The organism is Janthinobacterium agaricidamnosum, from assembly GCF_003667705.1.
Lineage (GTDB): Bacteria > Pseudomonadota > Gammaproteobacteria > Burkholderiales > Burkholderiaceae_D > Janthinobacterium.
Genome location: NZ_CP033019.1, coordinates 2,804,346 through 2,819,973 on the forward strand (window position 1 = coordinate 2,804,346; position 15,628 = coordinate 2,819,973).

The window sequence follows — 15,628 nt, forward strand, 5'->3', positions numbered from 1 at the left end:
AAATGTTTGAACGCATAATCCGCTTTTCCATCGAGCATCGATGGTTGGTGATACTCGGTGTTATTGCCATGATGGGTATTGGTATCTTCAGCTACCAAAAGCTGCCAATTGATGCCGTACCCGATATTACCAATGTCCAGGTTCAGATTAATACCTCAGCACCAGGATATTCGCCGCTGGAAGTTGAACAACGTGTTACTTTTCCGATCGAAACAGTGATGGCCGGCTTGCCAAGTCTGGAGCAGACGCGCTCATTGTCGCGTTATGGCTTGTCGCAGATTACCGTCATCTTTAAAGATGGAACGGATATTTACTTCGCCAGGCAACTGGTCAACCAACGATTGCAGGAAGCGAAAGAACGCCTGCCTGAAGGCGTTTCTCCGGTACTCGGTCCAATTTCAACGGGTTTGGGCGAAATTTATCTCTGGACAGTTGAGAGTGAGCCGAACGCAAAGAAGGCCGATGGCCAGCCTTACACGCCGACGGATCTGCGTGAAATCCAGGACTGGATCATCAAGCCGCAATTGCGCAACGTGACTGGGGTTACGGAAATCAACTCCATAGGTGGCTTTGCAAAGGAATATCACGTTACACCGAACCCGACAAAGCTGTCATCGTATGGCCTGACGTTTCAGGACATCGTCACTGCGCTGGACGCGAACAACAACAATGTCGGTGCCGGTTATATTGAAAAACGTGGTGAACAGTTTCTGATCCGCGCTCCTGGCCAGGTAAAGTCGCTGGAGGATATGAGAAATATTATTCTCAATACCGTTCAAGGGGTACCGATTCGCATTCGTGATGTGGCCGAAGTCGAACTCGGGCGTGAACTGCGTACCGGTGCGGCGACCGATAACGGCCGCGAGGTTGTGTTGGGTACTGTCTTCATGCTGATTGGACAAAACAGTCGGATCGTCTCGCAAGCGGTAGACAAAAAAATGGCGGAGATTAACCGCACTTTGCCCGCTGGTGTCAAAGCCGTCACTGTTTATGACAGGACCGTGCTGGTTGACAAGGCAATCAATACCGTTAAGAAAAATCTGATGGAAGGCGCGGTACTGGTCATCGTCGTACTGTTCCTATTCCTTGGTAACATACGAGCTGCTCTGATCACCGCGATGGTCATTCCGCTGGCCATGCTGTTTACGTTCACGGGGATGGTAACTTATAAGGTCAGCGCGAACCTGATGAGTCTCGGCGCCCTTGACTTCGGCATCATCGTCGACGGAGCCGTTGTCATTGTAGAAAACTGCGTACGCCGTCTGGCTCATGCGCAAGCGCATCATCAACGCACATTGACTCGCGCGGAACGTTTTCATGAGGTATTTGCTGCGGCAAAAGAGGCACGTCGCCCATTGTTGTTCGGTCAGCTCATCATCATGATCGTCTATATTCCTATCTTCGCCCTGACCGGTGTGGAAGGAAAAATGTTCCATCCAATGGCATTTACCGTTGTCGCGGCACTTGTCGGCGCGATGATTCTGTCGCTCACTTTCATCCCGGCCGCTATCGCACTGTTTATCGGCAAGAATGTTGCTGAAAAAGAAAATCGCGTAATGGAGTTCGCCAAGCGCTTATACACGCCTTTGCTGGCCAAGGCGTTGCTCAATAAAGCTATCGTGGTAACCTCTGCAGTCGTGCTTATCGTACTGTCGGGTGCTGTCGCAAGTCGGATGGGGAGCGAGTTCATTCCCAATCTGAACGAAGGCGATTTTGCGATTCAGTCGTTGCGCATCCCCGGGACTAGCCTGACCCAGTCGATCGAAATGCAGAAACAGCTCGAAGCTGGTCTGAAGGCCAAGTTTCCGGAAATTGAGCGGGTCTTCGCGCGTACAGGTACTGCGGAAATTGCTTCTGACCCGATGCCGCCGAATATTTCAGACGGCTATGTGATGCTTAAGCCTGAAAAAGACTGGCCGAGTCCGAAAAAAACCCGCGCGCAAGTACTAGCGGCCGTACAAGCGGAGGCAGCCACTTACGCCGGCAACAGTTATGAGTTCTCACAGCCCATTCAGTTGCGCTTCAATGAACTCATTTCTGGGGTGCGTAGCGATGTCGCCGTCAAGATATTTGGCGACGATATGGACGTTCTGAATGCGACAGCGGCGCAGATCGCTGGTGTACTTTCTCGCATCCCCGGCGCGGCGGAGGTCAAGACCGAACAGACTTCAGGCCTGCCAATGCTCACTGTCAATATCGATCGGGAGAAGACTGCTCGCTATGGCCTCAATGTCGGCGCGGTTCAAGAAGCGTTGGCGATTGCTACAGGCGGAAGAAATGCCGGCACCGTGTTTGAGGGTGACCGCCGTTTCGACATCATCGTGCGGCTTCCGGAAGATCTGAGAACTGACTTGGAGGCACTCAAGCGCCTGCCTATTCCTTTGGCACGTTCTTCGGGAACGAACGGTGCGGCCGGGGAAGTTAGTTTCATACCTCTCTCCGAAGTAGCCACCCTCGATTTTGCACCAGGTCCTAATCAGATCAGCCGGGAGGATGGCAAGCGACGCATCGTGGTGAGCGCGAATGTGCGTGGGCGCGATATTGGTACCTTCGTTCCCGAAGCGGAAAAACTGATTCAGAAGGAAGTCAAAATACCACCTGGTTACTGGATGATCTGGGGCGGGACTTTTGAACAACTGCAGTCAGCAACCCAGCGACTGCAACTGGTCGTGCCACTCGCATTATTCCTCGTGTTTACCTTGCTATTCGTGATGTTCAATAACGCCAAGGACGGCTTGATTGTGTTCACAGGCATTCCGTTTGCGCTGACAGGCGGCATTCTGGCGCTTTGGCTGCGCGATATTCCGCTCTCGATTTCCGCTGCAGTCGGTTTTATCGCCTTGTCTGGTGTGGCCGTGCTGAACGGTTTAGTGATGATCTCCTTTATCCGGACACTTCGCGATGAGGGCATGTCCTTAGATCAGGCAATCACGACGGGTGCGCTGACTCGTTTGCGACCAGTCTTGATGACTGCATTAGTGGCATCGCTGGGATTTATTCCGATGGCGATTGCGACCGGCACAGGTGCGGAAGTACAACAGCCACTTGCGACAGTCGTTATCGGGGGAATTATTTCATCGACGCTGCTAACGCTACTGGTCCTTCCGCTGCTTTATCGCTTAGCACATGGCAAGGATGAGGATGCTGAATCCGGTACTGCCCAGGAAAAAGATCAACTTCCTGCTTGATCCTCATATTGATTAACGACAACTGATAACAAACCGCCCAAGCATGGCATCGCTTGGGCGGAAAAAGAGCGACATAGACGTGGTCAGAAATCACAACACCGCCATAGGCACAGTAGAAAAGTATGATTTCGATAATACTTAATGTAATTATTATTTATTTTATTAAAAATGAAAATTTTTAATTAACATTTTTAGAATTTCTTCTTGGTTCGCGCGATCAGAAGGTTGTCAGTAATTGAATTTTTTCAAAAAATATTACGATTTAATTATGCATTGATATGATGTATAGGGAAAGAGTTGGTGTACCAATGGAAAATGAAAGAGAATTTATAAAATATATCGGTGAAAAATTGTTGATATTGGCACTCGTTTTATTGTTGATTTTTGTTTTTTTTGATTCTGTGTCCTATTGGTTGCCGGATTTAAATTGGTTAATCACAAATATTTTATAGAAATAAAATATTTCACAATCAAATAAAATAATTTTTTGGTAAAGATGGGGGGAGTCATGCGTATATTATTGCTGGGAAGTGATATCTCATTTGCCGACAAGGTATTTGATAGCGCCTTGAAAAATGGCTGGAATATCAATCATGTAAAAGACCTTATCGCAGCAAGATTGGCCTTGCTTGAGACGAGTTACTCTATTGTCCTAATCGATAATGATCTATCTTCGAAATTCGGGTTGAACCTCCTTCGAAATATGCGTGCACAATATGATGTGACACCAGTACTCATAACAGCCGAATCCTGTAAGGTGAGTGAGCGTATAACCTGGATTGATGCTGGTGCAGACGATTATTTGCTGAAACCATTTGAATTTGATGAGCTGTGGGCGCGTGTACGCGCAGTAACCCGAAGAAGTGAGGGCCGTATGGTGCCTTTAATAACTTGGGGCGATATTGAAATTGACGTCGTAAAGCGTAGTGTAACGCGTGCTGGTAAGCCAGTCCGGCTTAGCGATCACGAATACCGGATCCTGCTGACCCTTATGCAGGGAAAGGGACATGTTGTTGGACATGAGCATCTGGAAGCAATGATGTATGACGGAGCGGCTACGATTGAAAGCAATACGCTAGCCGTGCATATTTGTCAGGTCCGACGCAAACTGGGTGCGGGCATTATTACTACCGCCTATGGCCAAGGATATTTAATGGCTAATCCGTGCTGAAAATTCATTTGGCGTTGACTGCGTTCTAAATACAAAATATAAAAATTAAAAAGCCATATTAATTTTAATATACATCTCACATATTAATTGAGATTTGAAATGAATGATGCGATTAAAAATTCTCCGATAGTAGAAAACAAACCACTTGAAAGCGTGGGAGCCCGCAATCTGACAGAGATGCCTGATTTTCATCTGGACGTCACTTGGACAGTTTTGGGTACATCCGTTCTGACATTCTTGCTGCTCATGGGATTCGTGTTATGGATGCGGCTGTCGAGTCGTAGAAGAAAGTTGGTAAAGAAAGAAATTCTTCTACCGATTCGACATCCACGCAAGCGAAAACGGCGACGCCATTAAAACCATTGTGAATTCCCAAATTTTAATAAATTAGAGGAAGGTTATATTTTGATGCTTCGCTTTCAAGCAATGAGCTGGATTGAAGTCGCTTCTCACATTATTGATATGTTGATCGCCTATGCTTTGGCATTGCCAATTGGCTGGGACAGAGAGTCAGCAACAAATGGTGGCGCAGGTTTGCGGACATTTCCTATAGTTGCAATGGCCAGCTGCGGTTTTATTTTAATTGGAATCGGTGCGTTCGGTGAAAATTCACCACAGTTAGCGCAGGTTCTATACGGTTTGATCGTGGGGATTGGATTTATTGGTACCGGTACTATCTTCAAGAGTAGCAGCGAGATGCGCGGAAATACCACGGCATCGACAGTGTGGGTGACTGGCGCAATTGGCGCTGCAGTGGGATTTGCTTTGTACGATATCGCCGTGGTATTGAGTTTTGTAACTTTTTTGACACTACGTCTCAGAAAATTAAATACATGAATGATCATGAATGCCCATCATTACGAATATTTCTTTTGAAGTTTTATGTATAATTATTTGTTAAAATTAATGAAATTTAAAATTATTATCAATAGGAAGATATTTTAAAATATATTTCGGAGTAAACTATGTTGGAACACATCAAAGCAAGTTTGACCGATGCTAAGCAGGCCCTCGATACATTTCTAGCCGACGAAGCTGGGCTGCAGCGGGTAGAGCGTGCAGCAAATGTCTTGCTGGCTGCCTTTAATGGTGAAGGAAGGATATTCACATGTGGTAACGGAGGGTCCATGTGCGACGCGATGCATTTTGCAGAAGAGTTTACTGGGCGTTTCCGTAATGATCGATCTGGTCTGCCAGCAACAGCGATCAGTGACCCAAGCCATATGTCGTGTGTTGCAAACGATTTCGGATATGACCAGGTATTTTCTCGCTATCTGGAAGCGCATGGTCGTAAAGGCGATGTGTTGTTAGCCATTAGTACGAGCGGGAAAAGTCCGTCGATCATTATGGCTGTTACCAGCGCGCGCAATCTCGGAATGAAGGTAATTGGATTGACAGGCAAGGCGGGTTCGGAATTTGAGCCACTATGCGATGTTTGTATTTGTGCACCAGCTGGCCAATATGCAGACCGCGTGCAAGAGATGCATATTAAAATTATTCACATACTGATCGAATTGGTAGAGCGTTCGCGCTTTCCTGAAAACTACTAGTACATTTATGTGAAAATCCGGTCTCACTGGAATGCAGAGAATTTTTACCTGATGAGATAAAACTTGTCTTTGGTTTGTACTGTTTTTTTACTTCCCATCGTTAGGGATGGTTCTTAAAGACACTGTTCCAATAGCTGCGCGAAAGATGCGGTATCGGAAAATGTTAAGTACGACCGACGTTCCACAGCGCAAGCTCCATTATTCCTTTGACATGAAAGAATTAATCCATGAATGCAACTAAACATCCCGTTGAAGGCGGACCGGAAGATAAACAGCCTGACAAGGCTGCGCAAGCCCACGACCATCCTGGGCAGGTGGCATCTGATCACCGCCCTAAGGATGAACATGTTGGCCACGACCATGCGCATGGTGGTGCTTTGGGTGAAAATGCGGAACTCATTTTTGCCGGTTTATCTGGCGTCTTGCTGCTGGCAGGATGGGGGATCGAAAAATTCTCGTTCGGCCCAAGCTGGTTGCCTACTGCATCATTTGTTGCAGCGTATTTTTTCGGCGGATTTTTTACCGCCAAGGAAGCGATCGAGAATATCCGTGCGCGTCGTTTCGAAATTGACACTCTGATGCTGGTCGCTGCCGTGGGTGCTGCGGCATTGGGAAAATGGGCGGAAGGGGCTCTATTACTGTTTTTGTTTAGCCTTGGGCATTCGCTGGAGCATTATGCAATGGGGCGTGCCCGTCGTGCGATCGAGGCATTGGCCAAGCTTGCTCCCGAAACGGCCAACGTACGCAGGAATGGGACCATGATTGAGCTTCCAGTGTCACAACTGCAGCTCGGCGATATCGTGATTGTCCGACCGAACGAACGCCTTCCTGCTGACGGTGTGGTGACCCTGGGTACCAGCAGTGTGAACCAGGCGCCAGTAACCGGCGAAAGCGTTCCCGTCGACAAGCAACCCGCTTCTAATCCTGCAGAGGCGGTGAAGGCTTTCGACAAGGTCGCAGCTGTAAACCGCGTGTTCGCAGGCACCATCAATGGTAGTGGCGTCATCGAGGTCATGGTGGCCCGGCGTGCGGATCAGTCGACGATGGCGCGCGTAGTCAAGATGGTTGCCGATGCAGAAACGCAGCGCTCACCGACGCAGAATTTTACCGAAAAGTTTGAGCGTATTTTCGTGCCGGCGGTTCTTGTTCTAGTAACCATTCTGCTGTTTGCCGGAGTTGTGGTGGATGAACCTTTCTCGGACAGCTTTTACCGCGCCATGGCTGTCCTGGTTGCCGCAAGCCCATGTGCGTTGGCCATCTCCGTACCAAGTGCTGTATTGAGCGGTGTTGCAAGGGCGGCGCGGGGTGGTGTGCTGGTAAAAGGAGGAGCGCCGCTGGAAAATCTCGGCACGCTTACTTCAATTGCTTTTGATAAAACCGGCACTCTCACTGAAGGCAAGCCTAAGCTGACTGATGCTGTTGCGGCTAACGGGGCGAGCGAACAGGAACTGTTATCAGTAGCTATGGCAATCGAGGAGCATAGTGACCATCCGCTGGCGTCTGCCGTGGTGGTCGGTGCAAAGGAACGACTAGGGAACTCCGTGATACCAGTGCAGGCGTCCGATATCAAGAGCATTACGGGTCGCGGAGTACAGGCGCTGGTTGGTGAAGAACTCGTGTACATTGCCAAGCCGGTCTTTTTTTCGGAAACAGCCGGCAATGTCCTGCCGGTAGACGTGCTCAACGCTGATCTGAAACTAGTGGAAGCTGGGCGTACGACCATGATTGTTCTTAAAGGGAAACGCTTTCTGGGAGTACTGGGCGTCATGGATACGCCTCGTCCTGTGGCAGGAGAGGTCATGGCGGCGCTGCGTGGTTTGGGTATCGATCGCCTGATCATGATTTCAGGCGATAATCAGCAAGTTGCCAATGCGGTTGCCAAAAGCGTAGGCTTAACTGAGGCGCGTGGCGACCTGATGCCAGAGCAAAAGGTCGAAGCGATCAAGGAACTTCGTGATAAGCACGGCAAAGTCGCCATGGTTGGCGATGGCGTCAACGATGCACCAGCTATGGCAAATGCAACAGTGGGAATCGCCATGGGCGCTGCGGGTTCGGACGTTGCGCTAGAAACGGCAGATGTTGCACTGATGGCAGACGACCTTGCACAATTACCCTTCGCCGTAGGACTGTCCAGGAGCACCAGTCGTATCATCAAGCAAAACTTGTGGGTCAGTTTGGGCGTCGTCGCGGTATTGATACCAGCCACCATAATGGGTTTGAACATTGGGACCGCGGTCATATTCCATGAAGGATCGACGTTGCTGGTTGTCATCAATGCATTACGTTTGCTGGTTTATGGTGATGTTAAATCTGCAAAAACCATCGCGTAAAAAGAAAGGGCGCGCTCCAGAGCTGAACGGTAGCGCGCCGAAATTTATTTTCTTAAATCCTCCCTCGTTGGCTCTATGCAGAGCCAAAATAAAGAGCAAGGATTAGCGCCGCGGCGAACCAGATCGACCATAACGTATGGCTCAGAAAATGGGCCCCGCGTAATTGCTGTGATATACCCATGGTTAACCCCACCGCAAGACCTGCTACGCCCGCAAGAATAGCCTTTTTTGGCTCGGCCGGTAGCCAAAAAACACATAACGAAATCAGCCATAAGCCGCCTGAAGCGTGTCCGGCAGGAAAACAATTTCCGGCTATAACGAAATCCGGCATAAATTCCAGAAGACGGTAATAAGGCACGGTGCCGCCAAATTGATCAATATCCCAAGGGCAGTGCGACCGGCTACGCCTCTTCAATAGACTGATAGTCGCAGGAACCAGTATCTACGATAGAATGACTAGTCGGATGCGGCGGTCGAATTTGGGTTTCCAAAACTTTCCCGGATACTTCCAGCCGATCATGGTTAGAATAGCAAAGCCAATAGCCAGTAAAATCAGTGAATTTTTAAGATATTTGTGTAACAGGCGTTCGGTCACCCATGGATTTCGCAACGGAAAAACCTGCTGTTGGGCGTCAAAGCTCAGTCCTGCTAGCCACATGTCGATATTAGCGGCCTGCCCCATCCATAATAGCAAGCCGGCGCTAACAGCTAAGAGGAGCAATGCCTTGGAGTATGCCTTACTCTGCATTGGTGCATCCGTTTAAGATATCAAGCTCTGGCTTGTAAACTGAGGTGCTTACGCCGAGCAATCCCAGTATCGAATGGAATACATTATCGTGCGAGTAAGGCAAGGCGCGTCGCGCGTCCAGACAATAACGTTTGAGTCGCAGTCTGTCTTGAAAGCGATCTGACATCCATATAAGCATCGGTACGTGGCGCTGTTCTATGGGGGATATAACAAAAGGCGTTCCAAAAAAACAACTTAAATGATATGTAAGAGAATGAATCAGTGGATAATAGTTAATTCGATGGCGGATGCCTGTATTCGATCAACCTTTTCTCAGCATCGCATAGAAAAATATCCGCGAAGTATACATCGTATATTCTTATCTCGAATTTTAGATAGGAGGGGCACAAATTTCTGGATATTGCAGAAAAAATGAATTGGCTGTGCAAAGCCATTGCTTCTGGAATAGCAAGTAATGTATAAGTCTGGCACGTAGATGTATGCTGCAAACTACGGTTCGCGTAGCGGTTTGGCAGGCTGTTTGGCAGGCTTTAGCTACGCGAGTAACAAGCTACACTGTCGGGCTACATGCCACGTGCAAGGAAATGACATGTGCCGGTTAAACAGTTATCAGCTAGTTGGCATAAAGAGGATTTGATCCCACATATACGCGAACACCATGCGTTTTCATTTCGGCTGGGGCAATGGAGGATAGGTCAAAATCATCTGTAGGGCGAAGAGTATCGAATAGCCAGGTAAACTGTTTTCCATCAGAGGTGAATGTAACGACATCTCCCTGCCTGACATTTACATATTTTGTAGATGGCAAAATTGTGACGCTACGTGTTACTGCTTGGGTTTGGACCGTGCTGCCAAGGTTGGTTTTAGCCATGACTTTACTCTGAGACTGAGCAGTGGCAATTAGCGGGCTGAGGGATGCAATCACAAACGCGGTGATGATTTTGGTTTTGATTAAGTTCATTTGATCTCCTGCCTCATGGTTGTGGTGAAAGAATCTTCGAATTCGGTGAGTTCATTTTATAGAAGTGATCGCACACCGGAATGGCCGAATCATTACATTTGCATTACAACAGTAAGCGTCAGCTACCCAATCTTTACCGCTCTCTCCGCGTCGAGTAATGAGGTACCCTGACTTTTTCGGACACTCTAGTTTGGTAAACTTCACCAACTGGAGAACTTATGACACGCTCACAAACCTACACACCGGAGCTTCGGGAAGAAGCGGTAAAACTGGTCCTGACACAAGGCCTGACGCTGGAAGATGCTGCGTTGCGCCTGACCATTCCAAAGGGCACGCTGGCAACTGGGTGAGTGCGGCAAGGCGCGGCACGTCGCCCAAAGTGGCCCCCGGCAGCCGCTCCGTACCGGAGCTTGAGGCCGAGGTAACCAAGCTGCGCAAAGAGCTCGCGGAGGCCCGCATGGAGCGCGATATCGTAAAAAAAGCGGCAGCGTACTTCGCACGGGAGTCGCTTCCAAGTACGCGGTCATGAAGACATTGCGACTCGAATTTCCCGTCACCGTCATGTGCCGCGTCTTTGATGTGTCGTGCAGTGGTTTTTATGCCTGGGCGAACGGCAAGCCGTCGCAGCGGGCACAGGACGACGCGCGCCTGAAGGTCGCCATCGAGGCCGTGCACGCGCAGAGTCGGCAGACCTACGGCCCGCTGCGCATGCAGCCGGAATTGACGGCGCAGGGCTTTCCGGCGGGGCGTGACCGCATCGTCCGCCTGCGTCGAGAACTCGCCTTACGCTGCAAGCAGAAGCGCAAGTTCAAGGCCACCACGAACTCGAATCATGACCTGCCGGTGGCCGACAACCTGCTCAATCAGACCTTTGCACCGACCCGTCCGAACGAAGCCTGAGTGACCGACATCACTTATGTGGCCACCGGCGAGGGGTGGCTTTACCTGGACGGCATCAAGGACGTGTTCACCTGCTAGCTGGTGGGCTACGCGATGGACGAGCGCATGACGCAAACGCTGACGGCAACGGCGCTGTGGAAGGCCGTGCGCAACAAACGCCCGGCGCCGGGTCTGATTCACCACTCCGACCTTTGCAGCCAGGGCGGATTCAACTGGTCCTCGCAACACCCTAAATCAAGGAGGTGTTTATGGGACGACCCGCGAGGTGGATGGAAAAATTGACGGGGCGTGGAGCGATGCGCTCACCAGGTGCGCCGTCGCTTCGCCGCGAAACAATGCGGCTATTCTGGGAGCAAATAGCAACAGGTATTACGAGTGAGAAGGCTGCTGAGGCGGTGGGCGTTTCTCAAGCGGTTGGGACGCGATGGTTCCGCCATAATGGCGGCATGCCACTTTCTATTTTGAGCCCGGTTTCCGGGAGGTACTTGTCGTTCGCGGAACGAGAGGAAATCGGACTTCTTTCGTGCCGAGGTGCTGGAGTACGCGAGATTGCTCGTCTTATCGGGCGCAGTGCATCAACGGTTTCCCGCGAACTGACGCGTAACGCTGCAACTCGCGGCGGCCGACTTGAGTATCGAGCTTCGGTTGCGCAGTGGAAGGCGGAGCTGGTTGCCAAGAGACCTAAACCTTCGAAACTGGCAATCAATGAGCGCTTGCACGACTACGTTCAAGACCGTCTTGAAGGTAGGATTCGAGACGCCAATGGCCGTCCAGTTTCTGGGCCGCAGCAAGCGCCGTTCATTGGGAGAAACAAGCCGCATCGCGGTGACCGTAAATGGGTCAGTGGTTGGTCGCCCGAACAAATTTCTAACCGGCTGAAGACCGATTTCCCTGACGACGAATCGATGCGCATTTCTCACGAAGCCATTTATCAAGCACTTTATATCCAAGGGCGAGGAGCCCTCAAGCGCGAGTTGGTTAGTTGTCTGCGCACTGGGCGGGCTTTGCGCGTGCCGAGGACAAGGGCCCAAGCTAAGGCTTGGGCACACGTCAGGGAGGATGTGATGATCTCCAAGCGGCCCGCTGAGGCCGAAGATCGTGCTGTGCCAGGACATTGGGAAGGTGACCTGATCATTGGCCTAAACCGATCCGCGATCGGCACCTTGGTCGAGCGATCAAGCCGATTTACGATGCTTGTCCACCTGCCTCGTGAGGACGGCTATGGGTTGATGCCGAGGATGAAGAATGGCCCCGCCCTATCTGGCTACGGAGCTGTGACGATGGCTAATGCGCTCAAGAATACCGTGACCGACATGCCTGCCCTTTTGTGGCAAACGTTGACTTGGGACCGCGGTAAAGAACTGTCTGATCATGCCCGTTTCACAATCGAATCAGGGGTAAAGGTATTTTTCGCCGATCCGCATAGTCCATGGCAGCGAGGTACAAACGAAAACACGAATGGCCTCCTGCGACAATACTTCCCAAAGGGCACAGACCTGTCTCGGTGGAGCGCTCAAGAAATCCGAGCCGTTGCTAATGCATTGAATTCCAGACCACGAAAAACACTGGGTTGGAAAACTCCGGCCGAAGCGCTGGACGAGTATCTAAAATCTGCTCAATAATCTGGTGTTGCGAGGACCAGTTGAATCCGCCTCGCCGAGGGCCGTCAGACGCAGTGCTAGTGTGCGCGGATTGAGGGATTCTGCGTAGGACATCAGAGCGCGGATCCTCGTCGGTTCGTCGGCAGGCAGCACGCCGCCCCCCGCCAAGTAGTGGCTCACCGCTGAGCGGTAGGGCAGAATAACATGCAGCGGCCCGGCTTGACTCACGATTAATTGAAGTTGTCGAAGGTGAGCGTGTGCGTATTTTCGTGACCAACAAGCTACAGGAACAGACGTGGCTATCAATAGCGTTCACGTGGCCTTAGTAAAAGGAGACCTGCGTGGGATTGTCCTTGCCCGGCGAATCTCAGTCGATACTGTTCGTAACATATGGCAGAACCTGGGCTTCGCCTTTGTCTACAATGCCTTGGGCATTCCCCTGGCTGCCGGCGTACTGTATCCATTTACTGGCCAATTGCTATCGCCGATGATCGCCGCGTTAGCGATGAGCCTGAGTTCCGTGTCTGTCATTACCAATGCACTTCGGTTATGCGGCACCGGCCGGCCATAGCCCGCTGCGGGGGACGACCACCAGCGCGCATCGCGCTGGTGCTGACTTCCGCGACATTGAGTGCCAAGGCGACTGGCGCCAGGATGGCACGGGGCAAGGTTACATCGAGGAGGCCGGTTGATTCGAGGATAACGTGGCCGGAAGCCTGCTACGTGCGAGGGCGAAACGAAACTGATTCGCATCAACGTCGATACCCCGCCAATTACAGTAACTTCGCGCCAATTCCCAGCCGACGAATGGAAATCCAGTCGGTCATCTCCCTTGGACGAGATTACGGTAATTATCTTGACCGAGTCAACGTTTCATCATGGCGTCAGCCGCATTGGCACTTGATTTCCGTTGTGACTGGATATTGTAGACAACGCTGGCCACAATAATCATCAGGGTCAGCACTTGCGCCAGGATGGTTTGCATCGACGGATAGACGCCCAGGACGTCAATCCGAGGCATGGTGATTGGCGTTATTTCCAGATAGCCAATCTTTTGCAATGCGGCGACGCCTTTACCCATGAGTACAACTGCCAGCACTGCAACCAGAGCCGAGCTGAACGCGAAAAACTGGCTGATCGGCAAACGCGCCGACGAGCGCAATAAAATCACACCGATGGCAGCGAGGATTGCCGTGCCGGTCGCAAGGCCGGCGAGTAAGTACCCACCGTTCTCTGGTGTCCAAAGCGCCGCGTAAAACAGGACGGTTTCAAAGACCTCACGATAGACCGTGACGAACGCCAATAGGAACAGCATCATGGCCGATTTTTTGTTCAGCGCCGACGACAGCTTTTGTTTGACGTAGGACTGCCAGCGCCCCGCCAGACTCTTTTGATGCATCCAGATGCCAACGCCGAGTAGAACGATAGCGGCAAAGATGGCCGAAAACCCCTCTGTCATCTCGCGGCTAGCTCCGCTCAGGTCGACTAGGTACGTGGCGACCGCCCATGTTAGTCCGCCTGCCGCCAGCGCCGCCATCCAGCCGGCATGCACATAGGGCAGAACGTCGGTGCGTTCAGCCTTCTTCAGAAAAGCTATCATCGCGACTACAACCAACAATGCTTCAAGCCCTTCGCGCAGCAGGATCGTCAACGCGCCCACAAACGTCGACAGCGGATCATTGGATGAATCGAGCGCTAATTGCGCCTCGGTCAGCAACACCTGCAAACGCTGCTCGATGGAATGCGCCTGCGGGACATTCCCAGTAGTGACCGCATTGCGATAAGAGCCCATGGTCTTTTCGATATTCTCAAACAAGCCCTTGTTCTTGGCCGCCAGCGCCGGCTCGACGGGTTCGAATCCGTCGAGATAGGCAGATAACGCAAGCCGCGCCGCCGCCGACTTGTCTCCGCTATCCAAGGCGGCAATGCTTTCCCTTAACTTGTTCTTGGCAATCGGAAGACTGTCCGCGCCCGATGCATTGAGGGCGTCCGGCGTGCTTCTCAAATAGGCGACCAACGGCCGCGCCGCATCTCCTACAGCGGTTTTGGCAAGCGCCGCCTCGGCGGTCAGGCTCAATTTGGCAAGCGTGGGCACGGCCGCGTGCAGATCCGCACGTGACGACCATAGCTTTGCGCCTGCCTGACGCTCACTCCCAGAGTACGACAGCGTAGACGCAAAATAGGCGACAGCCCAACGCTCATCCTCTGATAGTTGTGCAAAGCTTGGCATTGATGTACCCGCGACGCCCTGTGTGATGATTTGCTGCAGGGCGAACACGCTACGCTCTTGAGCGCGACTGTGGTCCGACAGCGCAATGGGTGGTGGATTCAAGGTGGCGGCCAGTGGGCCATCAGCATGGCCCGATACTCCGTGACAGGAAGCGCACTGGCTTTGGTAGAGCGCTGCACCACGCTGCAGATCCGGCAATTTGGTGGGAGCAACCGGAACAGGATAGATCGCGAGCAAAGCGGCAGCTAACGCGTGCGCTTGGTCGCCGACCGCCGCCGCCGGCGCTTTTTCAGCAACGGACGCACGCAGCGTGGCCGCGTCCTTTATCAATCCTGGTAGGGCCTGGCTGGTCGGCATTTCTGTCAGTTGCCGTTCCGCGGTGTAAGCAAACTCCTGCATCTCAGTGTATTCCACTTGGTTGACCACCGCGCCGTCCTTGACGGATTTATGATAGTCAACAGCGATATAGTCGAGCAACTGCCAGACCTGCTTCGTTTTGTTCTGTGTGGATAGGTCATCTGCATGAACCGGCAGCAGCGATGACGCGAGACAGATCAGGGCAATCGAAAAAAAGCGGAGAGTGAACATACAGTTTTTTCTTCAAAAATCGAAAGGTTAATGCGAATAATTCCCATTGTAATCTTCTTTTGCTAGTCGTAGGCTTATGTGTATAATGTTAAGGGATGAAACGTGCGCTCCTTATCCTGCTAATGACTTTATTGCCGCTCCACATGGCGTGGGCAGCGGTAGCAGGCATACGCGAATTGGCGGACACGAGTCTTTCGCAGGCTGCGTCTGAAAACGCAGGACAACGCTCCACCGTTGATAAGCCCACTCAGAAAACTGCCAACAAATATCAACGTAGTTGCTGCCCAGGTTGCCACCTGTTTTGTAATTTTGCCGCCGCTACACCAGCGTATTCCTTCAATTCATTAATTCCGGTAGAACA

At 51.4% G+C, this 15,628-nt stretch carries 11 protein-coding genes and 2 pseudogenes; 8 read left to right on the top strand and 5 right to left on the bottom strand.

Going from position 1 to position 15,628, the window contains the following annotated elements; all coding sequences use genetic code 11:
• Positions 1-2 precede the first annotated feature (2 nt).
• The 5 genes from D9M09_RS12580 to D9M09_RS12600 all read left to right on the top strand — a co-directional run bounded on the left by D9M09_RS12580 (position 3) and on the right by D9M09_RS12600 (position 8,239).
• Positions 3-3,188 (top strand): CusA/CzcA family heavy metal efflux RND transporter, encoded by a 3,186-nt coding sequence (locus D9M09_RS12580; RefSeq protein WP_100429650.1) that lies wholly within the window; start codon positions 3-5, stop codon positions 3,186-3,188.
• A 508-nt stretch (positions 3,189-3,696) separates the two neighbouring features.
• Positions 3,697-4,359: a winged helix-turn-helix domain-containing protein gene (locus D9M09_RS12585; RefSeq protein ID WP_100429714.1), complete on the top strand. Its 663-nt coding sequence runs from the start codon at positions 3,697-3,699 to the stop codon at positions 4,357-4,359.
• A gap of 408 nt (positions 4,360-4,767) precedes the next feature.
• A complete protein-coding gene (locus tag D9M09_RS12590; protein WP_100429649.1) occupies positions 4,768-5,196 on the top strand; it encodes an MgtC/SapB family protein in 429 nt (142 codons plus the stop codon).
• Between the two features lie 128 nt (positions 5,197-5,324).
• Positions 5,325-5,909: an SIS domain-containing protein gene (locus D9M09_RS12595; protein WP_100429648.1), complete on the top strand. Its 585-nt coding sequence runs from the start codon at positions 5,325-5,327 to the stop codon at positions 5,907-5,909.
• Between the two features lie 227 nt (positions 5,910-6,136).
• The gene (locus tag D9M09_RS12600) at positions 6,137-8,239 is read left to right on the top strand and encodes a heavy metal translocating P-type ATPase (protein ID WP_121669442.1); all 2,103 of its coding nucleotides are present in this window, start codon (positions 6,137-6,139) and stop codon (positions 8,237-8,239) included.
• 73 nt (positions 8,240-8,312) lie between these two features.
• Here the strand turns inward: D9M09_RS12600 and D9M09_RS30090 are convergent, their stop codons facing one another.
• The 4 genes from D9M09_RS30090 to D9M09_RS12615 all read right to left on the bottom strand — a co-directional run bounded on the left by D9M09_RS30090 (position 8,313) and on the right by D9M09_RS12615 (position 9,948).
• Positions 8,313-8,681 (bottom strand): phosphatase PAP2 family protein, encoded by a 369-nt coding sequence (locus tag D9M09_RS30090; RefSeq protein WP_100429646.1) that lies wholly within the window; start codon positions 8,679-8,681, stop codon positions 8,313-8,315.
• Positions 8,682-8,987: a hypothetical protein gene (locus D9M09_RS12610; RefSeq protein ID WP_100429645.1), complete on the bottom strand. Its 306-nt coding sequence runs from the start codon at positions 8,985-8,987 to the stop codon at positions 8,682-8,684.
• Positions 8,977-9,276, bottom strand: coding sequence for a sulfatase-like hydrolase/transferase (locus D9M09_RS30095; protein ID WP_430886698.1), 300 nt, complete (start codon positions 9,274-9,276; stop codon positions 8,977-8,979). The genes D9M09_RS12610 and D9M09_RS30095 overlap by 11 nt, the downstream gene beginning before the upstream one ends.
• A gap of 324 nt (positions 9,277-9,600) precedes the next feature.
• Positions 9,601-9,948: a CzcE family metal-binding protein gene (locus D9M09_RS12615; protein WP_071650240.1), complete on the bottom strand. Its 348-nt coding sequence runs from the start codon at positions 9,946-9,948 to the stop codon at positions 9,601-9,603.
• A 218-nt stretch (positions 9,949-10,166) separates the two neighbouring features.
• Between D9M09_RS12615 and D9M09_RS29630 the strand changes: the two are divergent.
• The 3 genes and pseudogenes from D9M09_RS29630 to D9M09_RS12635 all read left to right on the top strand — a co-directional run.
• Positions 10,167-11,049, top strand: a pseudogene (locus tag D9M09_RS29630) (IS3 family transposase); the annotation flags it as partial.
• Between the two features lie 68 nt (positions 11,050-11,117).
• Positions 11,118-12,470 carry an IS30 family transposase gene (locus D9M09_RS12625; RefSeq protein WP_100877123.1) on the top strand — a complete coding sequence of 451 codons (1,353 nt, stop codon included), beginning with the start codon at positions 11,118-11,120 and terminating at the stop codon, positions 12,468-12,470.
• Between the two features lie 262 nt (positions 12,471-12,732).
• Positions 12,733-13,020 (top strand): annotated as a pseudogene (locus D9M09_RS12635) (copper-transporting ATPase); the annotation flags it as partial.
• A 294-nt stretch (positions 13,021-13,314) separates the two neighbouring features.
• On the opposite strand, the gene D9M09_RS12645 reads toward D9M09_RS12635, so the two are convergent.
• Positions 13,315-15,267, bottom strand: a complete 1,953-nt coding sequence (locus D9M09_RS12645) for an FTR1 family protein (protein WP_121669445.1) — start codon at positions 15,265-15,267, stop codon at positions 13,315-13,317.
• Between the last annotated feature and the right edge of the window lie 361 nt (positions 15,268-15,628).